Here is a 23,906-nt window from a genome sequence, read left to right as displayed (position 1 = left end):
ATCTGGTGATTATTCCGGAGGGGTTCCACCCGTTCCCATCTCGAACACGGAAGTTAAGACCTCCAGGGCTGATGATACTTGGACCGCAGGGTCCTGGGAAAGTAAGTCGTTGCCAGATAATGCAGGAGACCATCGTTTAGATGGTCTCTTTGCTTTTCACTAAAGTGAAAACGAAGATGACGAAGTGCATGATGTTTTGGGGTCAGTTCCACCCGTTTGGCCGGCGCCACGTAGCATGTTTATATGGCCGTGTGGCTTGGCCGAAACAGTCCACTGGACTGTTTCGTATCCCGAACACGGAAGTTAAGACCTCCAGGGCTGATGATACTTGGACCGCAGACGTAACAGTCCGGTGGACTGTTACGCGGCGTGCGGGCTGTGGAAAAATGATACTGAACGCGCCGCCTACCTGGGAAAGTAATATCCACACTGCAGGAGTATTCGCCTGTGGACGCAGTGTGGCGAAATGCTCGTCCGCATTTCGTGTTGCCAGATAATGCAGGAGACCATCGTTTAGATGGTCTCTTTGCTTTTCACTAAAGTGAAAACGAAGATGACGAAGTGCATGATGCTCTGGGGTACCTGGGAAAGTAATATCCACAATGCAGGAGTATGCGTCAGGGGACGCAGTGTGGCGAAATGCTCAACCGCATTTCGTTTTGCCAGATAAACGAATCCATCGTCTTCAGGAGGAACGTTATCATCTAAACATTTGCTGTATGTCCACCACCTGTAGCTACGTAGAGGACCTCTTCCTTTCCATTCGCACAAGCCATCTCAACAAAATATTCAAATCGCTACCTTTACGGTGTAAATCGCTATTTACAAAAAGATTTGCACTACGACCAAATTGTTTTTTACATCCTCTTAATTTCCCATTATTACACCCTTCCCACTTCAAAGCTTGTAAAGAGCACGCTATCCTTATAATACTCTACTATGCTTGGGCTATAACGTGAATAAGCTCCATGCCAAAATACAGAATGAACGAACTGGTAGCCCCTTCATACATTAAAAACTATCTAAGAGGTCTCTTAAATAGCCTAAGAGCGAAGGCTTGTTTTGTTGTGCCCAAATTTAGTTGCAAACAAGATGAAATAAGAACGATATGGCTAATTTCAGCGACTCACTCACTCGAAAATGATTTCGGAATTTCTAGGGAGGGCTAATTGGCATTCAGCCTCGGCGCACTTGATAATACCTGCAATAACAGGGCAAGCAGCGTGAACCGGAAAATGCTGAGATGCGAATCCAAACAACGGCCCATTGCCAGGCTTGGTCAAGCATAACTCAAAAGCATCAAATGTGTCTCCCAGTTCCTTCATCATCTTTTGTACAGCTTCGCAGTCTGACGCGACTTTAAGTGTTACCTCTTCTCCATCTCTGCTTGAAGCTTCAACCTTCGTAATAAAGCCGCAGATACCGGGATTGATAGTTACTTTCGTCATAAATGCCTCCTTTTTTATTGTTAAAAGCAAATTGGTTCCAACTAATTATGCGATTTGTTAGGCTCTAAGTCATCATTCAACTCCCATACTATATGAGGATCCGTCCGTTTGCTGTTGCTTTTACTTTTATAGTGACGACAGAATCGAGAGACTTAGAAGGAAATGCGGCACCTTCTATATCAAGGGTCACGATGATGTCTCCTACCGCTCCTCGGTTTAAAGCCTCAATCCGGGCAACTTCTCTAGCTTCGGTCTTGGCTAGCTCCAGGGCTTCGTCCATATCCATAGTATAGTAGTTGCGTGATTTACCAAAGACGATATAAGGTTGGTCTTGTTCTTGATGAATTTCCACCACGGTTGTTGCTGAAATATTGCCTACGACTGCACCAAGGGCATTAGCCACACTAGCATTTTCGGGGATTACATAGTGAGTATGTAAAGCCTTGGCAACATCCGGAAGGAAGACATGAATAGGTGCTCCGATTCCTACGAGAGTGTAGGGGATGGAAAAATCTACATTAAGTAGATTTTTATTCATCGACGTTTTTGCAGCATCCCAGTTTTTGCGGATCAGCCTGTCAAATTCAACGGGAACTCCTTTACTCTTAAAGTCCGGGTATGTATGCGCTAAGCTTATTCGTAGGATATTGGCATACAAAGTAAACTTGACCTTTTCATACACTAGATCGGCAAGTTGATCCGCAGTAATACGTAAGTACTTGGCCGCATATTCGACGCCGAGACGCGAAGCCTTGCGATCAAAGCGGTCGAAATCACCTTTGACATGCATAATGTCTGTTGGAGTTAAACCGCAACGCATGATGATGCCTTCCTTTTCTAACCTTTCTAAGGGAAGCTGATAAGGCTTGATTTGGAGCTCTGCCGCGAGCTCGGAGGGAATACGCGGTTCGGTCTTTAGGGCTTGGCAAAGAGCCATCTCCATTTCCGTATAGTAAGATGGATTAGTAGGCTCCTTAACCAGATAGAAAAAGTCGCCAGCGTCATTACTTGAGCTGATTCCAGACTTAACCAAAAGTTCAAGCTTATCGGTGACTATGGGCCATGTTGCAGCAGCTATGCACAGGGGTACCACGCGGGCGGATAGTAGTTCGATGGGAGTGCCGAAGCGGTTATATCTAATGGCACTGTCTCCACCGAGCCCGAAGGTATCGATATAGACTGCTTTGACAAAAGTACGCCATTTCCCGACAGCAACGCCGTTCTCTGCCTTAACGGGAATACCGTCCTGGATTATGGCAAGGTCAGTCGTCGTACCGCCCATGTCGATAATCAAACAGTCCTGCTCTAAGGTCAGCTCTACACCGCCTTTTACACTAGCTGCAGGACCAGACAAAAGGGTTTCCACCGGGCGTACGGTTGTGAAGCGTTCGGACATCAGGCTGCCGTCACCCCTCACTATGACGACGGGGGCGCTGATACCCCTTGCTTCCAGCGCATATTTAATAGATTCAAGGAATTCGGCAATGACAGGGATAAGGCGGGCATTCAACAGGGCGCTAGCTCCACGTTTGATATAATTTAGATCACTAAACAGCTCATGGCCGCAGATGGTATTTAATCCATAGTTTTTCTCAATCAATACCTTGGCCTTTGTCTCGCACTCATGGTTCCAAACCCCTGCCTGTTGGACGACGGCGACTGCATCGACATCTTTGAGCTGTTCCTTGCAGTCTTTAACAAACTTATCCCAATCTGGTTCCTTCACAATTTCTCCGCTAAGGCTGACCTCCCCTTCAACGAAAAATATCTCCCTGGAATCCGGTAGCCCGTAAAGCTTCCCTGTCCGGTCCACCACTTCTCGGTCGGCTCCAATGAAAATCAGCTTACCCCGACCGCCTTTCTCTTCGACGCAGGCGTTGGTGGCTAGGGTTGTCGAAAGTGAAACAAGTTCCGCCTGCTTTAATAGATCCTTAGAGAGGCCGTCAAGAGCTCCGCCAATACCCTTAGACAGGTTGTCGCGTGTTGTTAAGGACTTAGCCGAATGCAGAATCTCTTTTTGATCAAAATCATAAATAACAGCATCGGTGTAGGTACCTCCGGTATCAATTCCGATTCCAATTCTCATAGATGCCTCCTCAGTTATATATTACTTTTGGTCAATCCCCGTGGTAGTTTCTTAGATATTCTCTCCTTTCTTATTTATTCCTTCATGTGGGTAAAGATTTTCCTGCAAGTACAGGGCATACCACAGATGCAATGACAGAGCTTAATGTGTTTTCCTGGTACAATTCGATTATTCTAGAGAAACTGGCCTAAGCGGCTACTGATTCCATTGGTTATCAAGATGAACACATTAGTAATCACCTATTAAATTGCTGAATGATGAAAGGGTTCTTCATCTAAGCTTAACATTAACAGCATACAGGTGATTATTATCCTAATCAGGGTCTTCGCCAAAGTATTGAATACTCTGAATTTTCCGTTGGCATGAATATTGCAATAATTATATGTGACTTTAAACAGAGAAGGAAGGGGTAACAATTAATCTATCGGAAATTTGTACCCGTCCATCCAAGTTAGTCTCCTTTTGTTGATATGGGGAGGAGGCTGTTTTATACATCTAGAATAAGGGGAGGAGGATTTATTCGTGATAATTATTGGCGAAAAGATTAACGGCTCGATTCCATCAATGGGAAAAGCCATTCGCGAAAGAAATGAAAACTATATTCGTGATTGTGCTAAGAGGCAAATGGAAGCAGGTGCGCATTATCTCGATGTGTGTGCCTCGGTTGAAGTAGAATCTGAGGTTGAGACATTAAAATGGCTGATTGACTTGGTGCAGGAGGTTTCGGATCTACCTATTTGTGTTGATAGTCCAAGTCCGCAATCTTGTGTAGCTGCTTTGCCCTTCTGTAAAAGGCCGGGATTAGTCAACTCAGTATCGATGGAAGGGGATAAAATAGATACTATTTTCCCTGTAATAGCCGAAACAGATTGGGAATGTGTTGCACTACTTTGCGATGACCGAGGGATACCGACTTCTGTAGAAAGACGCTTAGAAGTTTTTGAAAATATTATGAAGAGGGCGCAAGAGTTCAATATCGATCCATCTCGCTTGCATATAGATCCGTTGGTCGAGACCTTAGCTACGAGAGAATCGGCTTTAGCAACCTTTGTGGAATGTGCTAAGGAAATTAAAAAACGCTATTCAAACGTTCATATCACTAGCGGTCTAAGTAATATTTCTTTTGGTTTGCCGGCTCGCAAACTAATTAACCAGACATTCTTGGTTTTAGCTATGAACGCCGGCATGGATAGTGCCATCATGGATCCTACGAACAGAGATTTATTAGGGATGATGTATGCGGCTGAAGCGCTACTACAAGTGGATGAAGACTGTTTAGAGTATATTTCTGCTTTCAGAGAGGGCCTTATTGGACCATTGCCAAAAGCTTAAACTTAAAGTATAGGGATTAAAGTCGGTTATAGAAAAATAGACCTATAAAAGATGGAGGGATTAAGATGTCTAAAATTCAGGAGATTTCCAATGCGATTGAATTGGGTAAGAAAAAAGTCGTCTTAGAGCTTGTTGAACAAGCCCTAGCAGAAGGTTACAGTCCCCTTGATATTTTAAATCAAGGCATGATTGATGCCATGGGTGTTGTTGGTGAGAAGTTTAAAAGCAATGAAATTTATGTTCCGGAAATGCTTGTCGCAGCCCGTGCAATGAAGGCTGGCGTCGAAGTTTTAAGGCCCCATTTAGGTGAAAATGAAGGCGAATCATGCGGTAAGTTTATAATTGGTTCAGTTGAAGGAGATTTACATGATATCGGCAAAAACCTTGTTGCAATGATGGTGGAAAGCACAGGGTATACAGTAATCGATATCGGAGTAGACGTTTCTGCAGAAAAATTAATCGAAGCTATCAAGGAAAATCCTGATTGCAACCTGATCGGTTTATCTTCATTGTTAACCACAACCATGCCAGCTATGAAAAGATTAGTAGCAGCCGTCAAAGAGGCAGGGTTGCATGAACAAGTCAAGATCATGGTGGGTGGGGCACCGATTAGTCAGGAATTTGCTAATTCTATCGGAGCAGATGCCTTTGCAGCAGATGCAGCAACAGCCGCAGCTATAGCTAAAAAATTGGCTAGCTAAGCAGGCAATTAAGGAAGATTGTTTTAGGTGGGGCCTTAAATCCATCTGAAGGTTAGTTGACTTGTCTATGCGGTGAGTAAATATTAAATTTATGGAGGGATGGAGATGGATAGTCGCGAAAGACTTTTAACTGCTCTAAATCATAAGGAACCGGACCAGATACCTCTTGATTTAGGTGCCGGATGCTCATGTAAATTTACTGTGTATTTTTATAAAAAGCTATTGGATTACTTCGGGATTAAAGAAGAGCACATTGAAATGTGCCACATTCCTTATCAACTTGTTTACGCTTCGGATAAAGTGCTGGACCTTTTAGGCTGTGACGTTCGGGCAGCACGAATAAAACCGATCCCACAGGTTCAGAGCCCTTATGCAAAGAAGTGGGAAGATGAGCAATATAACCACTTTATTAATGATTGGGGAACCCACTACAGAATGCCTAAGCAAAACGGCTTGTACTATGACTTAGCCGGGTGCGTTCTGGAAGATGCCGAGGATGAGGAGGACGATAAGACATTTGTTTGGCCTACACCACCGAAATTTGATATGGCGGGACGTAAGGAATTAGAAGAATATCTAAAAGCAGGATACGCTACTACTATATCGGAGCAGTTTGGTAACGGTTTCTTACAGATGGGTCCTTTGATCTGGGGATTTGAAAATTGGCTGGCTATGCTTGTGGCGGAGCCGGAGCGTTGTACTCCTTTCATGGATACCTTGCTGGAAAAGAAAATAGAGTTTTATGATAACATTTTTGAAGTCTATGGTGGATTGATTGATGTTACCTGTGAAGCCGATGATTTTGGTACTCAAAGAGGAACCTTTGTTTCTCCAAAAATCCTCAAAGAGATGATTCTCCCCTATCATAAGAAGTTAAATGATTATATTAAGTCCAAGGGTGATATAAAAATAACCTTGCACTCTTGCGGTTCTGTAGAAGCGGCATTACCTGATATTATCGAAGCAGGATTTGAAATTCTCAATCCTGTGCAGATCACAGCTGCAAATATGAGTCCCGAACATTTGAAGAGCACCTATGGTAAAGACTTGGTATTCTGGGGTGGTGGTATCAATACTCAGTTCACCCTGCCTAACGGAACACCAGAGCAAGTTAGAGAGGAAACCAAGAGAAACATTGATGCATTTGCTAAGGACGGAGGTTTTGTGTTCTCGACTGTTCACAATGTACAGGATGATGTGCCAATCGAAAACTTTATCGCTATGTGGGAAACCTTCCAAGCCAATTGTAAATACTAAAAAACTACTTATTAAGGGCAATGGCTGAAATTTAATAGCATTGGAAATTGTTATTAAAAGGGGACGCTTCGCTTGGCTTTGAGCCACGCGAAACGTCCCTTTGGCCACATGTCCTAGCTTTAGTGTTGATCTAGTGAAGGAGGAAGCTGAAATTGTCGAAATATGTAGATATGGCATTCGAATTAGGAGCTACTAGTGCAAAAGATATCACAATTTGTTTATGAGACGGTAAGTCAGCTAGGATTACCAATCTATGTATTGCATTCCGTGGAAGAGAACAAATCGGTATGCTTTCGTAATGATAAAATAAAGTTATCCATGCGTATCGTAAGCCCTACTAATGCCTTTTAAGAAATCTTTCTCTGAGATAAGTAATCAGAATATTTTTATTGTGTCGACAATTAAAGGCTTTAAAAGATATTTGTCGAATAATTATTTAATATATTTTCAATTTTTAGAAATTTTTGATATGAGGATTCTTAAAAGGGGTGGCTTCAATGGCAATAGAGCAAGATGCGCAAAAACTCAACAAGGAACTAAATGACATAATAGATTCGGTCGATGATGGTATTGTTGTTGCCGATGCAAATTGCTATATTGTTCGGGCTAACAAAGCGTACCAACGTATGACAGGAATTACGGCCAAAGAATTCGTGGGTAAACATGTTGGGGTTCTGCTTCAGGAAGGTTATATGAACATTTCAGTGACTGAAATGGTTCTGAAAAGAAAAACCAGGGTAAATGTTATCGATATACGTAATAGTAAAGAATTTCTTTTTACGGGCAATCCAATTTTTGATGAATCTGGGGAGATTAGCCTTGTGGTGACTGCAGTTAGGGATGTTTCAGAACTTGAAAAATTAAAGAGTCAATTAGCTAAATTCGAAGAAGAGAAAGATACCTATTTGCAGGAATTAGAGCATTTTCGCTCCCAGCAACCCTTTAAAAAGATCATTACAAGAAATCCCCAAATGCAAGAGAAAATTGATATGGCGCACTATGTGGCCAAAGTCGATTCTACAGTCTTAATTTTGGGGGAATCGGGTGTTGGGAAAGAGCTTTTTGCTCAGCTCATTCATCGAGCCAGTAAACGCTCTAAAGGCCCTTTCATAAAAATCAATTGTGGGGCTGTTCCCCCTAGTCTTATCGAGTCGGAATTTTTTGGGTATGATTCCGGCGCTTTTACAGGGGCATTAAAAGATGGAAAACCTGGTCTATTCGAATTGGCCAATGGCGGTACCTTATTTTTAGATGAAGTGGGGGAGCTACCCCTTGATTTACAGGTTAAGATTCTGAGATCTATTCAAGATAAAGAAATTGTTCGACTAGGAGGCAAAAAGGCGATTAAGCTGGATGTTCGTATCGTTTCGGCTACAAACCGCGATCTTGAGGAAATGATCAAAGAAAAGCTGTTTCGTGAAGATCTTTATTACCGGTTAAAGGTGGTTCCGATACTTATTCCCCCTTTAAGACAACGCAAAGATGATATCCTACCTTTGGTGACAGAATTCCTTAATCATTTTAATAAAAATTATAGTCTGCAAAAGTGGATTCATCCGGATGTTATCGGTCTATTACTGGAATATGATTGGCCCGGAAATATTCGTGAACTCGAGAATATGATCGAAAGACTTATTGTAACAAGTCGGGCAGATTGTATCGGCGAAGAAAATATCGACCAACTTTCTTTGGCAAATTTGAGACAAAGTGGCAGGAAGCCCGCTTTACTGAATGAATATCTGGAATATGAAGAAAAAAAGATGATTACGGAAGCCTACCAAATGACAAATAGCACTCGTCGGGCGGCTAAACTTCTTGGAATCAGCCAATCTGCCTTAGTTAAGAAGATGAAAAAGTATGCTATAAAAGCTAGCACAACACAGTCTTAAAAACGATTATCAGTGGAATCTTAGCGATTATTAATCGAATCACCCTCCGGTTGCGCTCTTTATGAGCGATTTGGGGATGTCGAACACGATTTGATTACCAGATCAGTGATTCTAAATAGAATCAAGGAGATTTCCGAATCCCAAATAATCTGAGAATTTAGAATTGGCATAAAAATTGCATTAGTTATAAGGAAGGAGAAAGTTATTATAATACTTTGTATTCTTAACGAAAGGAGGGCTATTTTGCATACAAACCCCAACGGGTTAGTCATTGCTTGTAAGGTACTAAAAGACCAGCTGGAGGTGCTCGGAGATCTTCCTTATGAAACGATTTATCTTGAGCAGGGTTTGCATAGAACTCCTAAGTTACTTACTGAAGAAATTCAAGGAGTTATCGACAAGAACCCCCACTACAATCTAATCATTTTGGGTTATGGGCTATGCAGCAGAGCAGTTATTGGACTTCGAGCACGACCTCATCAAACGATGATTATTCCCCGAATTGATGATTGCATAGGTTTAAGTCTAGGTGAGCGTGCTAAGTATTTTGAACAATTTAAACTTTATCCCGGCACTTACTATTTTACCAAGGGCTGGACAGAGGTGGGAGAAGATCCTTTAAAAGAGTATAAAAGGACAGTGGAAAAGTATGACGAGGAGACTGCTGAATGGACCATCAGATCTCTCTTAGCGAACTATGTACGAACAGTGTATATTAAAACCTCAGAATTAGATGACAAGCTCGCAGTGGATTACATCAAGGAATTTGCACGATTCTTTAACTTACGGTACGAGGAGATGACGGGTTCCTTGGATTATCTGCAGAAGCTCATTTTTGGGCCCTGGGATAAAGATTTTATTGTCGTCAAAGGTGAGGCACTAACCGATGAGAGGTTCGCGTCGCCGAATTTGTAAAAACGGTTTATGTTCAATAAAATAATATTTTTAGAATTAATATGAGGAGGATTAGAATGAAAAAGGTTTTTAAAAAGGCATTGGGTATCGCAGTTATTGCAGCCCTCATGCTAACCGGATGTGCTAAAGTTCAAACTGCTCCAGCGTCTGGTTCAGCTTCAAGCGGAATGCAAGCTACCCCGGAGTTTAACTGGAAGATGCAAGTAATTCATACTACCGGTCAAAGTGACTTTGAACAGAATAAACAAACCGCTGAAGATATCTATAAGATGTCCAATGGTCGCTTGAAAATCGAAGTGGTTCCTAATGGAACCTTTGCCAGCAGTTCAGAAGGCTTCCAAGCCGCCGGTGATGGAGTATTCGAGATGCACTCCAGCTGGCCTATCTACGCCAAAGGGATTGAATATGCACTGCTTCCTCTCAGCACGGGAAGTATGAGTATGGATGCCATGGATAAATGGACCTGGATGTATGAGCATGGTGGTTGGGATCTAAGTCAAAAAGCCTTTGATAAGCTGAACCTGCAATTAGTTGGCTTGGAGATCTGGGGTAGTGAAGTGATGATGTCGAAGAAGCCCTACAAGGGTCTTTCTGATATGGCAGGGAACAAGATGAGGACCTCTGACCCCCGCATGATCGCTAAGTATGGCGTTGCCGGTATTTCCATGCCCCTTGAAGAAGTCTTTACAGCCATGTCTCAAGGCGCCGTGGAGTCCGCGGAATTTGGTCACCTTAAATACGATGAGAGTCTAGGCCTTGTAGATATTTCCAAATACGGGATTTATCCTGACTTCTGGAATGTCCATTTCGCAACCACCGTTGTTGTTAACAAAGATGCTTGGAACTCATTACCACCCGATCTACAGCTGATTGTAGAAATGGCCTTCAAAGCTCGTGAGCTACAACACTGGACCAAGAGCCAATATGAAAGTGCTCAAACCATGAAGAAGCTGCAAGAATCCGGTGACATGGAGTTCATCCGGATGAATAAAGAAGACTTTATCAAAGCTAGAGAAGAAATGGTTAAGATCGAACAAGAAGATGCTGCGAAATATGGCGGCTTAACTGCGGAAGTCTATGACTCCATCAATGAATTCCAAGAAATGTGGTATCCCTATAAAGACATGTCCTCATGGTGGGGAGCAGGCTTAACTCCAGAGCAACAGCTTGGTTACCCACTGGAAAAATAGCAATTCAAGACTGGTGTATACAAAGGCTGCCCTCCGGTAGCCTTTGTATACACCGTATGAGGAGGGGAAAGTTATGGTACAAAAACTAGCCAAAGTCTTGAAGGGCATTGATAAAATTAGCGAATTTACAGCAAAATCCTTTAGCTACATTGTTTTGCTAATTGTTGCTCTTCAGGCTTTCGAAGTTGTTCGCAGATATATCTTAAAATCCCCCACCGACTGGAGTTGGGAATTAGCGACCATGCTTACCGGCGTAAGCTGGATGGTTGGGGTAGCTTGGGTTTTAAAAGAAGGCAAGCATGTACGTACAGATATTATCTATGGCAGACTCTCAAAGAAGTGGCAAGCTATTATTGACATCGTTTTCTTCGGTTTTATTTTTACTCCGTTTGTGGGAGTGCTTTTATGGAAAACTACCCAGAATGCATTTTTTGCCTGGTCGATTGATGAAAGAACTTTCTCCATGTGGGGACCTCCTATCGCCCCATCAAAGACAATATTTGCACTGAGTTTTTTTCTCCTGGCTCTCCAAGGTATAGCCAAACTGCTTAGGGATATCATCTATGTGGTGAAAGGAGAAGAGGTATGACGCCAGAAACAGCATTAATTATCGTTGCCATGGGGTTCTTAGTCGTATTGTTGCTGGGTTATCCCCTCACCTTTACTCTTGGGGGTCTTGCAGTTATCTTCGGATTTACTATGTGGGATAATCCAGGTGTCTTGAACTTGTTTAATCGTACCATTTTAAATGTTGGTTCTAATGTTAGCTATGTAAGCTGTATTCTCTTTATCTTCATGGGTTGTATCCTCGAACGGTCCGGTGCCGCCGATGATATGTTTGAATCTATGTATATTATCTTTGGCCGGATTCGTGGGGGATTAGCCATTGGAACTGTTGTTATTTGTACCCTGTTAGCGGCGGCTACCGGAATTATCGGTGCCTCCATCACCATGATGACCATGCTGGCTTTACCGACCATGATGCGGTATAAATACAACCGCAAGCTCTCCTTTGGAACGATTATGGCGGCTGGTTGTTTGGGAACAATCATTCCTCCAAGTATTATCCTCGTCATCTATGGAGCTCAAGCTCAGATTTCTATCGGCAAACTTTTTGCAGGGGGCATAGGAGCAGGACTTCTCTTGTCAGGATTGTACTTGGCCTATATCGTTATCCGTACCTTAATTAATCCCGAGATGGGGCCGCCGATTTCTAAAGAGGAGGCAGATAAATATTCCACTCGCGATAAGCTTATCTTAATCCTTAAAACTATTGTACCTACCCTAGGCTTGATCGTCTTGGTGCTTGGCTCAATTTTAAAAGGAGTAGCTACTCCGACAGAGGCGGCAGCCTTGGGTTGTGTAGGATCTATGTTCATTGCTCTTGCCTATAAACGTTTAAACTGGAAGATGATCCAAGAGGCATGCTTTGAGACCATGAAGACCAACGCCATGATCATGTGGATTATTCTCGCTGCTTCCATGTTCACAGCAGTATTCCTCGGCTTAGGCGGAGCACAAGTAATTACCAACTTCGTCACCAGCTTAGATGTAAGTAGATGGGTAATCTTTGCTGTAGTTGCTATTATTCTACTCATTATGGGTATGTTTATCGATTCCTACGGCGTGTTGTTGATCGGCATTCCCGTCTTTACCCCGATTGTTTATGCTCTTGGCTTTGATCCGATATGGTTTGCCATTATGTTTGCAGTGCTTATTCAAGCTTCCTACTTGTCACCGCCCTTTGCCTATGCGGCCTTTTACCTAAAGGGAGTTGCCAAAGAGAATATCAATATCTCAGAAGTGTATAGCGCTACTTTCCCCTTCTTAGGGCTGCAAATCTTGGCAATCATTCTCCTCTGTATCTTCCCTCAAATAATCACTTATTTACCAAGTATAATGTACTAATTGGGATCTAAATAAAATGGGGCATCCCTAGTATACTTGGGATGTCCCTTCTAACTACTAGGAATCAGCAAGGGAAACTGTGGTAAGTCGAATCTCATAATTCAAATACAATTTAAAGATAAAAGATTTGGGTTGGAAGGGAAAGGAGGTTAGTGGCTTTTGATTATTGTGGGAGAACTCATCAACTCCACACGGAAGGCGATCGCTCTTGCTATTGAACAAAGAGATCAAGGGTATTTACAAGACATTGCCAGACGTCAAGCTGAGGCGGGGGCGAACTTCATTTACATAATCACTGCCCACGGTGGAGACGAAGTAGCCGATATGATTTGGCTTGTCGATCTAATTCAAGAGGTTGTAGACATCCCTCTTTGTATCGACAGTCCTAATCCTCAAGCGCTTGAAGCAGGATTATCACGTTTCCGTCAACAAGGGATGATTAATTCAATTTCCGCAGAGAAAAAAAGATGGGAAGCAGTCCTTCCTCTCATTATTAAGTACAAACCCAAAGTAGTGGCTCTATGCATGGATAATTCGGGAATGCCCAATACCGTTGAAAAGAGGCTTGCCGTAGCAGAAAAACTTGTTAGCGGTCTGCGCGAAGCCGGGGTTGCTGATAGTGATATCTATTTGGATCCTGTCGTCAAACCCATCTGTGTAAATAATCAATATGGGTTGGAGGTTTTGCAAAGCACAGAGCAACTCCATTTAAAATATCCGGATATCCACATCATTGCTGGATTGTCCAACATATCTCATGGTCTCCCAGAACGAAAGCTGATAAATCGTGTCTTTGCTGTTGTGAGCGCAATAAAGGGAGCGGACACTTATATTCTTGATCCTTTAGATCAAAATATGATGTCCTTATTGGCTGCAACAGAGGCCTTAGCCGGTCAAGATGATTTTTGCATGGACTATATTTCGGGTGTTAGGGCCGGTAGAATTAAAGCCTAGATAAAGATGACTACACACGCCAAAGAACAAGAGTGGCAATGTTGCATCACCATCCAAACCAGAGAAAAGGTCACGTCATGAAGGTTAAATGGAATAACGAATTCTTTGCTCGTATAGGATTAGTACCAGCACATTGGCTGCATTACAGCATGCAATTCGGGTATACCATTGAACAGTATATTCAAAAGATGACCCGAAAAGCTAAGGAGAATCAAGATAGAACAGTCCAACGAGCAAAAGAAAGAGGTCAAGATGTTACACTCTTGACCTTGTTCGCAAAATGCACTATGCTTGGCGTATTGCATCATATACCTAAATCAACGACAAAAGTTAATTGGTAAGCCGTATGCCATAGTAGGGCACGTGCGGTTTGATGAGGGGGGAGCCATGAAAGTGGTTTCCCTACTCTATTTTTTTCACTGGTGAAAACTTTTTGTGGAATTCTGTGGAGACCGTCAAGGCTCGCACACAGTTTGGGGAAAAATCTGACCATTATTGACCTTTGTGAGAAAAAAATCTATAATATAACCAATGATACGTTGCGAATTGAGTAAGCGCAAACGTATCTAACAAATTATTTTTCAATTATGGAGATGAGGGGTGACTTATGGATTTTAAAGATTATTATGCTATTCTTGGTGTATCCAGCGATGCGGAGGACAAGGTTATTAAAAAGGCCTATCAAAAATTGGCTAAAAAATATCATCCGGATGTCAACCCAGACAATAAAGAGGCAGAAGAAAAGTTCAAAGAAGTCACTGAGGCATATCAGGCCATCAGCGATCCTGAAAAACGCAGTAAATACGATGAGTTAAAACAAAACTATGATGCTTGGAAGAAGCGTGGGGGTAGGGGCGAATTTGATTGGAATCGCTGGCAAGCTCGACCTGGTGAGGGAACTCAGACTAGGACGATGACTCCTGAAGAATTTGCCGAAATCTTTGGAGACAGGGGATTTGGTGATCGGGGATTTAGTGGTGGTTTCTCAGGTGCTGGAGATTTTTCGGATTTTTTCTCAACGATCTTTGGTGGGGGAGATCCTTTTGGTCAATCACGAAGCAACCGCGCAGCCCGTGCACAAGTAGGTCGAGACTTGGAATTGGAAGTTAGTGTAACCCTTGAGGAGGCGTATCAAGGGACGACTCGGCTTATTGACTTTGACGATAAACGAATTCAGGCGAAGATACCCAAAGGAGTGCGTACAGGGTCGAAAGTGAGATTAGCAGGGCAGGGCGGAGCCGGGTATGGTGGTGGAGCCAATGGCGATCTTTATCTTCTGATTACTGTGGAAAAGAATTCTTTCTTCGACCGCGAAGGAGATGACTTAACAACTGAGGTTCCTGTTGATTTCTACAAAGCAGCGTTGGGAGGCGAGGTGAGTATCATAACTTTGGCTGGAGAAGTGCTTATGAAAATCCCTCCAAAAATTCAAGCGAAGGCAAAATTGCGCCTTAAAGGGAAAGGAATGCCTCGCTTAGAGAATCCTGATCAAGCCGGGGATCTTTATGCGCAAATCTCCATTGTTCTTCCTAGGGAGATGAGTGCAGACGAGATGGATGATCTTCGTGCTCTTGCCGAACGATATCATAATTAATCCTTGATGAGGGAATATTGGCTATAGATAATGATGAGGTTGAGGTATCTAATAATCCACAATTCATTTGAAAGTGAAGGGCCGTGAAGTCGATGAAACCAGTTACGATGTTTGTTTTGGAATCCTGTCCGTATTGCAAAGAAGCGCTTCGTTGGATGGAAGAGCTCAAGGCTGAAAATGTCCATTATGATAGGGTAGCGTTTACTATCGTTGACGAACAACTTCACCCGGAGATATCAAGGCAGTATTCCTACTATTATGTTCCAACATATTTTGTTAATGGAATAAAGGTTCATGAGGGAGCTGCTACAAAGGATATCGTCCGCAATGTATTTGAAAAAGCCTTGGAACCTTGAGCTTAGGGGAACTCCGTAAAGTAGGAGTTCCCCTAATACTAACCGTTCACCCCTCATTTCGAACCTGAAAAGCTCAAATTTCATCCGTTTGAGGAAATATTCATAGTATTGAAAAAATGTGTAATATAATATGGGTAAGAAATAGAGAAGAGGAGTGATAGGTATGAAGGTTTATGTAGTTAAGAGCATGGATACTAACTTTGTTAGTTCGGTGGACAGAATATTTATCAGTAAGCAAGAAGCTGAAAGGTATGCCGTTTTGCAGAATGAAAAATATAAATTTGTAACTTTTTTGGTCTCTGAATACCAAGTATTTAACGATGTCAGCCAAAGTAGCTTAGCCTATTAAATCAGCTATTGTATGATAATGAAATTGAATAATAAGCGAAACAAACTATGCTCCTTGGAGCTCTTAATCTCCCGCTTTTAGGTGAACTGGTTGTATTACAAGATAACTGGTCACGAAGGGGGGATTTTTTATTTCGATACTCATGCCTAAAGTTGGTGTGGGTATTATTTTTTTTAAAAAATATTTATAAGATTACGTAAAACGCACAAACTAACCACAATGCTTAATCAAACTATATTTTAGGAAAAGGAATACGTTTAAAGGAGGAAGGTAGTTTGAAATCCAAGAAAATAATACTCGGACTAGCATTGATTGCACTGGTTATCACGGTACTCGTTGGTTGCAAAACGCAGAATCAAACCCCGCCACCCACAGGTACTGCCACAGATCAGCCTGTGAAACCACCAGCTGAAGCTCAATATGTGGGTAGCGAAAGCTGCAAAGGCTGTCACTCGGAATACCATGGCAACTTTGCTAAATCGCAACACGCGAAAGCCTTTACGCCCCTCACAGATTATTCTTTAACCCAGCCAGCAGGAGAAATAAAGCTCTTTGATCCGAAGGCTACGGATAAGACTGGGAACCTTGATCTAGCCAATAAGGATCTGGTCTATGGGGTAATGATGGATCATTACGTCATTGCTAAAGCTCCCGAAGGGTTTAGTGAGAAGGTTTACCGTGTAGCTGCCCTGGAGAAGTCAGGAGAAAAATATGTCATCAAGCCGGCTAAAGGTACTGATGTGGATAAGGATGGTAAGCCTGATTATACAGCTGAAAGCTTCACCTGCGGCAATTGTCACGCCCCAGGTATTGAAGTGAATTCTAAAGACTATGGGGTATCCTGTGAGTCCTGTCATGGCCCCGGTGGAAATCACGTAAGTGCCACTACCAAGAAAGGAACCATGGATCCAAAGACTGCTGTCAACGCATGTAATACCTGTCATGAAAGCAATCCAAGTAAGAATAAGGATGGGGTATGGACAGCTAACACCCACTATGGAACACGAAATTATTTTGCCAGCAAGCATGGGCAAAGTACTTCGATGACCTGTTTGACCTGTCACGAATCCCATAAGGCGAATGCCAGCGGTCAATTACTCAAAGCTGATAAACCCCAAGCTATCTGTGCTCAGTGCCATGAAGGGAAATCCTTTGATCTTGACAAGATGATGTGGAAGAATCCCACAGATGCTCGAGGACACTTTACTAAGGATCACAGCTTTGGCGCTCTCCCTTATGATAAGCTAGGTGATAAACCTAAGACACCAGAGATTGAGATTACCAATCAAGAGGCTATCGATCTGATTACCAAGCTACTGCCGGATGCAGCAAAGTAAAGAGCTAAAGTAAAAGCATAAGAAGAATATAAATATCTCCCTATTGAAGGATAATTCTTCAGTAGGGAGATTATTTTTGTCGCATATCCGGTACTCACAAAAAGGGGCCGATGCATAGTCCACAAACGCTTTGCATCAGCCTCTTCTAGGTAAGTGCTCTCATTTGAAAGTCACTTCATTGCCATGATAATCATGATGGCCGTCATGATTGTCATGCAGATCAACTATCTGGGAAATATTCAAGATTCATTATTAACATAACCGAATGTAGAAGTTCTATTCGTAAAGATCTTAGAAAATTCTAAATAAAAAAAGCCCAACAAGTTGCTGGGCATAGAGCAGAGGGGTTAGATTGAGGAGGAGTGAAATGATAAACTTAAACTATTAAGTTTCACTTAATTGTGATAGTAAGTGCATTCCACAATTAGATTGTAACCTATTACGCAAGTGTTTACCAGTCCTTTTTAAAATTTTTGAATATTAAAATTATTTACTTAATACCACTTCCGAGTGTAGAATGTATTTACATGGTTGGGCTCGAAAGAAAGCGGGTAATTCGTTATGAAAAGAGCTTATTCTATCCATCTCAATGGCATCGTCCAAGGCGTTGGGTTTAGGCCCTATGTCTATCGTTTAGCACTAGAGATGGGGATTAAGGGGTGGGTTAATAATTCTAGTCATGGGGTAGGGATACATGCCGAGGGATTACAAGTTGATATTTTCTATACCCGTCTACTCAGTGAAACTCCTCCTGTAGCGAAAATCACTCAAGCCGAATGTGAAGAAGCAGTGTTTTGTTATTATGAGACTTTTGAAATTCTTCAGAGTGAGGATGATGGTCTGGCTGATGTTTTAATTTCACCGGACATTGCGACCTGTGCCGATTGCTTTAGTGATCTTAGGGATCTCAAAAACAGACGTCATAACTACCCGTTTACCAATTGTACAAATTGTGGACCTCGTTACACCATCATTGAGGATGTTCCTTATGATCGTATCCAGACAACCATGAAAGATTTCCCGATGTGCGAGGACTGTGCCCATGAATATGAGAATCCGGCTGACCGTCGTTTTCATGCACAGCCTGTGGCTTGCACCCAGTGTGGGCCCACGATTCAGCTTTTGGATGCTCAAGGTGGCGCATTAGAGGGATTGGGTATAATGCAAATAGTTCAAGGAGCTATTCTCGCTGTTAAGGGGTTGGGTGGATTTCATTTAGTTTGTGATGCCAGAGATTCTGCCGCTATTCAGCATTTGCGCCAGCGTAAGGAAAGAGGAGCTAAGCCATTTGCTTTAATGGCTAGGAATTTAGAAGTTATCCGTAAATTTTTTCGACTTTCTGCACAGGAGGAGGCGCTTCTAAGAAGTCCTGCAGCGCCTATCGTTATCCTAGAAAGGAAAAAGGAAAGTAAGGACTATCTTCCTCAGGAGATTGCGCCTGGAATCCATACCTTAGGGGTGATGCTGCCCTATACGCCCTTGCACGCGATGCTTTTTGATGGTCCTTACGATTTCTTGGTGATGACCAGTGCCAACCTAAGCGGTCGTCCATTAATCTACAGAAATGAAGAAGCTTTGAGCGAGCTTGGGGGAATTGCTGATTATTTTCTGATTCATAATCGGGATATCTATCATCCTTGTGATGACTCGGTGCTTCAGGTCATTGGGGAAGAAACTGTATGGCATCGGCGAGCCCGTGGCTATGTTCCTTTACCTCAAGCAGGCCCTAAGGGTCAGCTTACCCCCATCTTAGGGGTGGGTGGAGAATTAAAAAATGCTTTCTGTCTAGCGGCGGAAGGCAGGGCTTTTACCAGTCAGTATATTGGGGACATGGAAGGGTATGAGAATTTTCAACGCTTTCGTCAAGAGTTTACTTCCTTCCAAAAGGTCGTAAAGATTGTGCCGGAGGTAGTGGCCTTTGATGCCCATCCCAATTACCAAACGACACGTTTTGCTCAAGAGGGACCATGGCTGTCAAAGATCAAAGTCCAGCACCATCATGCCCATTTAGTTAGTGTTTTGGGCGAGCATGGTATCACTGCACCTACATTAGGGGTGGTTTGTGATGGGACAGGTTGGGGTGAGGATCAAACGATCTGGGGGTTTGAGTTTCTAAAGGGGAGTTCCGCTGGGTATGAGCGTTTGGCTCATCTTGAATATCTCCCGCTACCCGGGGGCGATGCGGGTGCGAAGCACCCTTTGCGTATTGCCTATGCCTATGGAAAAACTCTGCTCTCTCCGCATGAATGGGCAAAAACACAAGAGCTCTGGGAGGGTCTGGCCGCGTCCGAACAAAAAATTCTCGACCAACAGCTTGAAAAAAGGATTAATGTTTTTAAAACCTCAAGCTGTGGCAGATTATTCGATGCTGTGAGCGCAGTGCTGGGTATTTGCACAAAGGTCACATATGAAGGGCAGGCAGCCATTGAATTAGAGAGCAAGGCCACAACCTGGCTACATAACGTGTGGGATATCTCTGGCTCCGGAGCATCTGAAGAGCTTTTAGGCCTTTCCCCGCGTTATCCCATGGAGTGGGATGAGGATGAAGAAGGGTTAGTCCTAAGAATTAAGGGAATCTTTGCAAGGATTATGCAAGACCTGCTTGAGGGAAAAGAAAATGGCTTTATTGCCACCTATTTTCATGATTCCATAGCTCATGGTATCGTACAAACGGTGCTTAGGCTCCAGGCAGACCAAGGGCCTGTAGCTTTGACGGGTGGAGTCTTTCAAAATAAACTTTTGACGGAAAGAGTATTAGAGCTCTGTAAAATTCATGATATTCCAGTCCTTCGTGCCAAGGAACTACCACCGGGTGATGGGGGGCTTGCTTATGGGCAAGTTATCATAGCAAATGAGAGGTGTTCATCATGTGTTTAGCTATTCCTGCTCGAATCGTCTCGATTGAGGACTTTTTGGCCAAAGTCGATATGATGGGAAATGAGCGTGTTGTAGGAACCCATTTGGTTCCTGATGCTCAAGTCGGTGATTATGTCTTAGTTCACGCTGGTTTTGCCATCGAGGTCGTGGATCAACGCTATGCTGAAGAAACGGTAGAATTATTGATAGAGGAAGCGAATGCCCGTGAAGAATTATAATATTGAGCAAGGAATAAAAACAGCTGCCGAGCGCTACCTTCAAGAGATCTATGAACTGGCGACAACACCCTATACGGTTATGGAGGTTTGTGGGACCCATACGGTAGCTATTGCCAAAAATGCTTTGCGTGATATCCTTCCGTCTCAGATTCGCTTGGTTTCCGGACCGGGGTGTCCCGTCTGTGTTACGGACAGCAGTGATATTGACCGTTTCTTATATCTTGCTGCCCAACCCAATGTTATTACGGCAACCTTTGGTGATATGATTCGGGTTCCCGGATCGAAGAAAAGCTTGCAGATGCTGCGTGGTGAGGGTGCCGATATTAGAATTGTTTATTCGACTCTGGATGCCTTAGAGCTTGCCCGAAAGAACCCCACTAAAGAAGTTGTGTTTTTAGGGGTAGGCTTTGAAACCACGGTTCCGACTGTTGCCGTAAGCATTGAAAGCGCCAAAAACGAAGGGCTAAAGAATTATAGTGTCTTATCCATGCATAAGCTTGTTCCTCCCGTATTACGGGCGTTAGCCGAAGATCCAGAGACCAAAGTGGATGGTTTTTTGGATCCCGGGCATGTGTGTGCCATTATCGGTACTAAACCTATAGAATTTATGGCTAAGGATTATAATAAACCGGGAGTGGTTACCGGCTTCGAGGGCGTTGATGTGTTAGAAGGGCTAGTGATGTTACTGAGACAAAGAGCCCAAGGTCGTTCGGAAATCGAGATTCAGTATCAGCGAATGGTCAAGCCTGAAGGCAATCCCGTGGCACAGTCTTTCATTGATAAAGTTTTTGAACCTGTTGATGCGGCATTCCGCGGACTAGGCACCATCGAGCAAGGGGGACTGGGCATCCGCAAGGGATATGAGGATTGGGATGCTGAGAAAAAGTTTGATCTTCCTGTATTTGAAACAGTTGAAATCCCTGGCTGCCGTTGTGGGCAAGTTCTCAAGGGACAGATTGCTCCGCCCCAATGTCCGTTATTTGGACGGAAGTGCACACCTTTAGCACCAGTGGGACCCTGCATGGTCTCGTCGGAGGGATCCTGTGCAGCCTATTATCGTTATGCGCAAAGGAGTGAGTTATAAGTGGAACGGATTATTATGGCCCATGGGAGCGGGGGAAGGTTGAGTCATCAGTTGGTGCAGGAGATTTTTCAAAAGCATCTCAGTAACTCCTATCTCAACCAAATGAATGATGCCACTTGGCTACCCGGCAGTGAAAAGATTGCGATAACCACGGACTCCTTTGTGGTTTCTCCTCTTTTTTTTCGAGGAGGTGATATTGGTAAACTAGCAGTATGTGGCACGATTAATGACCTAGCTGTATCAGGAGCCCAACCTCGTTATCTTACTCTCGCTGTGATTTTGGAAGAAGGGTTATTGCTTGCAGATCTCGAAAAAATAGTGCAAAGCATCGCCGCCACTTCCCAAATGGCGGGGGTACCCATTGTCTGCGGTGATACCAAGGTTGTAGAGCGGGGCAGCGCAGATAAAATATTTATTAACACGACGGGCATTGGTGCATTGAAAGAGTGCGCAGTAGGACCTCAGTACATAAGACCGGGAGATTATGTCCTGATTAGTGGTACGATTGGCGACCATGGGGTGGCTATCCTCGCAGACCGTGAAGGACTGGAATTTGAGACTCCGGTCACCAGTGATTGTGCGCCTTTAAATCATTTAATCGATGAATTTTATATGCCGGGGATTCATTGCATGCGCGATCCGACTCGTGGCGGAGTAGGTACAACCTTAAATGAACTTGCCAAGCAAGGCCGGGTGAGTATTATCCTTGAAGAAGAAAAACTACCTCTCCATCCGAGTGTTGCCGGAGCTTGCGGAATGCTAGGCTTGGAACCTCTTTATCTCGCTAATGAAGGAAAAGTTTTGGTTATCGTTGCCCCCGAAGCGGTGGACGAGGTCTTAACTCGGATGAGGAATCATCCCCTAGGTCAAGAGGCAGCTATTATCGGTAGGGTAGAGGCGGCTGATCCGGGACTGGTTTTACTTAAGACCCCTTTAGGAGGGAAACGAATCGTGGGTATGCTTGAAGGAGAACATTTGCCACGGATTTGCTAAAGACTCTTGGTATGTACATGGTATAGTTATTAATAACATTGCCACTGATAAGATGGAGGCTAGAGATGAGAGTTGCAGTCATTGACGGACAAGGCGGGGGAATAGGGAAGCATATCGTCGACCAATTGCGCAAGCGGGTGCCTGATTTAGAGATTTTAGCTCTTGGCACCAATGCTCTAGCCACCGGGGCGATGCTCAAGGCCGGTGCTACGGAAGGAGCATCCGGTGAAGCTGCTATTTGCTATAATGCTAATCGAGTTGATATCATTGCCGGATCCTTAGCCATTGCCACAGTCCACGGTCTATTAGGTGAGATTACCCCAAACATTGCTGGAGCAATATCCTCAAGCTCAGCTCTTAAACTACTTATTCCCATCCAAAGAAGCAATATGGTTGTTACCGGAATAACCCGAATGCCTTTGCCCCATCATGTCGAGCAATTAGTGGATGAGGTTGAAAAAAGGCTTTAAAGAGATGAGATAAAAGAGTTGATTAATAGGAATAAAGAAAAAGCAGCCTATTCAGCATATAATCTGTTTGACTTTAAGCAGATCGAATATCAGAACGGGTTGCTTTTATATCGTTTTTACGGTTTTGTTTGTTCCAATGGTTGTTTCATCATTCGGGCGATTTTCAACAGTTTATGGAGATTTATCACCATCTGTAGGCTTCTGTTCATTATTCTTATTGTCTTGCAGAGGAGTGGCCCCACCAGCGGCCTCATTGGCTGTTCCTATCCCTGGAGTTTCACCTGCATTTGGATTAGCTGCGCCACTGGCCGCGGTTCCGATGGCTAGGTTAGCTTGAAGTTGAGCCTGCCGAGCAAAATCAATTCCTTCGCCGAGGACACGAAGAGCTTCATTAGGACTGTGGAAGCCCATGCTGTTTTCAGCGGCTATGTAATCCCAGCGCCACTGAGGCAATTTTTTTGAATCACAGCTTGGCTCCATTCTGTAGTATGTAAAACGACCGGCTGATCAAAGGCATTTTTATAAACATCTTTCATGCCTGAATAACCCTTGTAAACTAAGGAATAAACGATATTATTCCCATGATAGAGATGACAATCGCTGCACCCGACAAGCTCTTCTCGGTGAGCACTATGGAGTTGAGTTTCATAGGCTTCATCCATAATGTGACAGGTCGTACCGCAATAATTAGTGGTAGAAGTATACTCGTATATGTAGGCTATGAAACCGATAAAGATTGCTAGAACAGGTATACTGATAGCTAAGAATTTTTTATATTTGCGTGGTATGGGTGCCAAAATCAAACCTCCTTTCTACTTTCTTCCTACTGTGGATAAGTCGATCTTCAGAGGAGCAAGTTTCCTTTGTCTTAGTATGATTTGCACGATGGATTTTCATTCTTAAATTACTACCCCGGAAAAATTGTGACCCATGGGCGTGTCATTGGCG

Annotated in this window: 23 protein-coding genes and 1 rRNA gene; 20 read left to right on the top strand and 4 right to left on the bottom strand. The window is 43.4% G+C overall.

Annotated features, from left to right (window positions below; all coding sequences use genetic code 11):
* Window position 1 precedes the first annotated feature (1 nt).
* Window positions 2-118: ribosomal RNA gene (rrf, locus tag DESDI_RS12320) — 5S ribosomal RNA — on the top strand.
* A gap of 1,012 nt (window positions 119-1,130) precedes the next feature.
* On the opposite strand, the gene DESDI_RS12310 is transcribed toward rrf, so the two are convergent.
* Window positions 1,131-1,448 carry a DUF6951 family protein gene (locus tag DESDI_RS12310; RefSeq protein WP_015262944.1) on the bottom strand — a complete coding sequence of 106 codons (318 nt, stop codon included), beginning with the start codon at window positions 1,446-1,448 and terminating at the stop codon, window positions 1,131-1,133.
* A gap of 88 nt (window positions 1,449-1,536) precedes the next feature.
* Window positions 1,537-3,534 (bottom strand): hydantoinase/oxoprolinase family protein, encoded by a 1,998-nt coding sequence (locus DESDI_RS12305; protein ID WP_015262943.1) that lies wholly within the window; start codon window positions 3,532-3,534, stop codon window positions 1,537-1,539.
* A 522-nt stretch (window positions 3,535-4,056) separates the two neighbouring features.
* Here DESDI_RS12305 and DESDI_RS12300 point away from each other — a divergent pair.
* The 19 genes from DESDI_RS12300 (at window position 4,057) to DESDI_RS12210 (ending at window position 22,958) form a co-directional block, all read left to right on the top strand.
* Window positions 4,057-4,866 (top strand): methyltetrahydrofolate cobalamin methyltransferase, encoded by an 810-nt coding sequence (locus tag DESDI_RS12300; protein WP_015262942.1) that lies wholly within the window; start codon window positions 4,057-4,059, stop codon window positions 4,864-4,866.
* A 65-nt stretch (window positions 4,867-4,931) separates the two neighbouring features.
* A complete protein-coding gene (locus DESDI_RS12295) occupies window positions 4,932-5,567 on the top strand; it encodes a corrinoid protein (protein WP_015262941.1) in 636 nt (211 codons plus the stop codon).
* 105 nt (window positions 5,568-5,672) lie between these two features.
* On the top strand, window positions 5,673-6,824 hold the full coding sequence (locus DESDI_RS12290; RefSeq protein ID WP_015262940.1) for a uroporphyrinogen decarboxylase family protein: 1,152 nt from the start codon (window positions 5,673-5,675) through the stop codon (window positions 6,822-6,824).
* Window positions 6,825-7,321: 497 nt separating this feature from the next.
* Window positions 7,322-8,713, top strand: coding sequence for a sigma-54 interaction domain-containing protein (locus DESDI_RS12285; protein WP_015262938.1), 1,392 nt, complete (start codon window positions 7,322-7,324; stop codon window positions 8,711-8,713).
* Between the two features lie 243 nt (window positions 8,714-8,956).
* Window positions 8,957-9,628, top strand: a complete 672-nt coding sequence (locus DESDI_RS12280) for a DUF1638 domain-containing protein (RefSeq protein ID WP_015262937.1) — start codon at window positions 8,957-8,959, stop codon at window positions 9,626-9,628.
* Between the two features lie 56 nt (window positions 9,629-9,684).
* Complete coding sequence (dctP, locus tag DESDI_RS12275; protein ID WP_015262936.1) at window positions 9,685-10,818, top strand: TRAP transporter substrate-binding protein DctP; 1,134 nt, start codon at window positions 9,685-9,687, stop codon at window positions 10,816-10,818.
* 73 nt (window positions 10,819-10,891) lie between these two features.
* Window positions 10,892-11,407, top strand: coding sequence for a TRAP transporter small permease subunit (locus DESDI_RS12270; protein WP_015262935.1), 516 nt, complete (start codon window positions 10,892-10,894; stop codon window positions 11,405-11,407).
* Window positions 11,404-12,726 (top strand): TRAP transporter large permease, encoded by a 1,323-nt coding sequence (locus tag DESDI_RS12265; protein WP_015262934.1) that lies wholly within the window; start codon window positions 11,404-11,406, stop codon window positions 12,724-12,726. The genes DESDI_RS12270 and DESDI_RS12265 overlap by 4 nt, the downstream gene beginning before the upstream one ends.
* 159 nt (window positions 12,727-12,885) lie before the next feature.
* Window positions 12,886-13,680 carry a methyltetrahydrofolate cobalamin methyltransferase gene (locus DESDI_RS12260; protein ID WP_015262933.1) on the top strand — a complete coding sequence of 265 codons (795 nt, stop codon included), beginning with the start codon at window positions 12,886-12,888 and terminating at the stop codon, window positions 13,678-13,680.
* A gap of 77 nt (window positions 13,681-13,757) precedes the next feature.
* On the top strand, window positions 13,758-14,021 hold the full coding sequence (locus DESDI_RS12255) for a hypothetical protein (RefSeq protein ID WP_041219464.1): 264 nt from the start codon (window positions 13,758-13,760) through the stop codon (window positions 14,019-14,021).
* Window positions 14,022-14,287: 266 nt separating this feature from the next.
* On the top strand, window positions 14,288-15,274 hold the full coding sequence (locus DESDI_RS12250; protein WP_015262932.1) for a DnaJ C-terminal domain-containing protein: 987 nt from the start codon (window positions 14,288-14,290) through the stop codon (window positions 15,272-15,274).
* A gap of 92 nt (window positions 15,275-15,366) precedes the next feature.
* Window positions 15,367-15,630, top strand: coding sequence for a glutaredoxin family protein (locus DESDI_RS12245; RefSeq protein ID WP_015262931.1), 264 nt, complete (start codon window positions 15,367-15,369; stop codon window positions 15,628-15,630).
* Window positions 15,631-15,793: 163 nt separating this feature from the next.
* Window positions 15,794-15,979: a hypothetical protein gene (locus DESDI_RS12240; protein ID WP_015262930.1), complete on the top strand. Its 186-nt coding sequence runs from the start codon at window positions 15,794-15,796 to the stop codon at window positions 15,977-15,979.
* 275 nt (window positions 15,980-16,254) lie between these two features.
* Window positions 16,255-17,316 carry a cytochrome c3 family protein gene (locus DESDI_RS12235; protein WP_015262929.1) on the top strand — a complete coding sequence of 354 codons (1,062 nt, stop codon included), beginning with the start codon at window positions 16,255-16,257 and terminating at the stop codon, window positions 17,314-17,316.
* Between the two features lie 561 nt (window positions 17,317-17,877).
* Window positions 17,878-20,193 carry a carbamoyltransferase HypF gene (gene hypF, locus DESDI_RS12230; protein WP_015262928.1) on the top strand — a complete coding sequence of 772 codons (2,316 nt, stop codon included), beginning with the start codon at window positions 17,878-17,880 and terminating at the stop codon, window positions 20,191-20,193.
* Window positions 20,184-20,411: a HypC/HybG/HupF family hydrogenase formation chaperone gene (locus tag DESDI_RS12225; RefSeq protein WP_015262927.1), complete on the top strand. Its 228-nt coding sequence runs from the start codon at window positions 20,184-20,186 to the stop codon at window positions 20,409-20,411. The genes hypF and DESDI_RS12225 overlap by 10 nt, the downstream gene beginning before the upstream one ends.
* On the top strand, window positions 20,392-21,495 hold the full coding sequence (gene hypD, locus DESDI_RS12220; protein WP_015262926.1) for a hydrogenase formation protein HypD: 1,104 nt from the start codon (window positions 20,392-20,394) through the stop codon (window positions 21,493-21,495). Before DESDI_RS12225 ends, hypD begins: the two co-directional genes overlap by 20 nt.
* Window positions 21,496-22,488 (top strand): hydrogenase expression/formation protein HypE, encoded by a 993-nt coding sequence (hypE, locus tag DESDI_RS12215; RefSeq protein ID WP_015262925.1) that lies wholly within the window; start codon window positions 21,496-21,498, stop codon window positions 22,486-22,488.
* A gap of 65 nt (window positions 22,489-22,553) precedes the next feature.
* Window positions 22,554-22,958, top strand: a complete 405-nt coding sequence (locus DESDI_RS12210; RefSeq protein WP_015262924.1) for a DUF3842 family protein — start codon at window positions 22,554-22,556, stop codon at window positions 22,956-22,958.
* Window positions 22,959-23,129: 171 nt separating this feature from the next.
* Here the strand turns inward: DESDI_RS12210 and DESDI_RS12205 are convergent, their stop codons facing one another.
* Both DESDI_RS12205 and DESDI_RS12200 read right to left on the bottom strand, forming a co-directional pair.
* Entirely contained in the window at window positions 23,130-23,411 is a 282-nt protein-coding gene (locus DESDI_RS12205; RefSeq protein WP_242825397.1) for an ammonia-forming cytochrome c nitrite reductase subunit c552, read from the bottom strand.
* Entirely contained in the window at window positions 23,384-23,755 is a 372-nt protein-coding gene (locus tag DESDI_RS12200; protein WP_083879869.1) for a NapC/NirT family cytochrome c, read from the bottom strand. The genes DESDI_RS12205 and DESDI_RS12200 overlap by 28 nt, the downstream gene beginning before the upstream one ends.
* Window positions 23,756-23,906: the final 151 nt, after the last annotated feature.

Source organism: Desulfitobacterium dichloroeliminans LMG P-21439, from assembly GCF_000243135.2.
GTDB lineage: Bacteria > Bacillota > Desulfitobacteriia > Desulfitobacteriales > Desulfitobacteriaceae > Desulfitobacterium > Desulfitobacterium dichloroeliminans.
The sequence above is the reverse complement of the archived record's forward strand: the minus strand, read 5'-3'. Positions and strand labels throughout refer to the sequence as shown.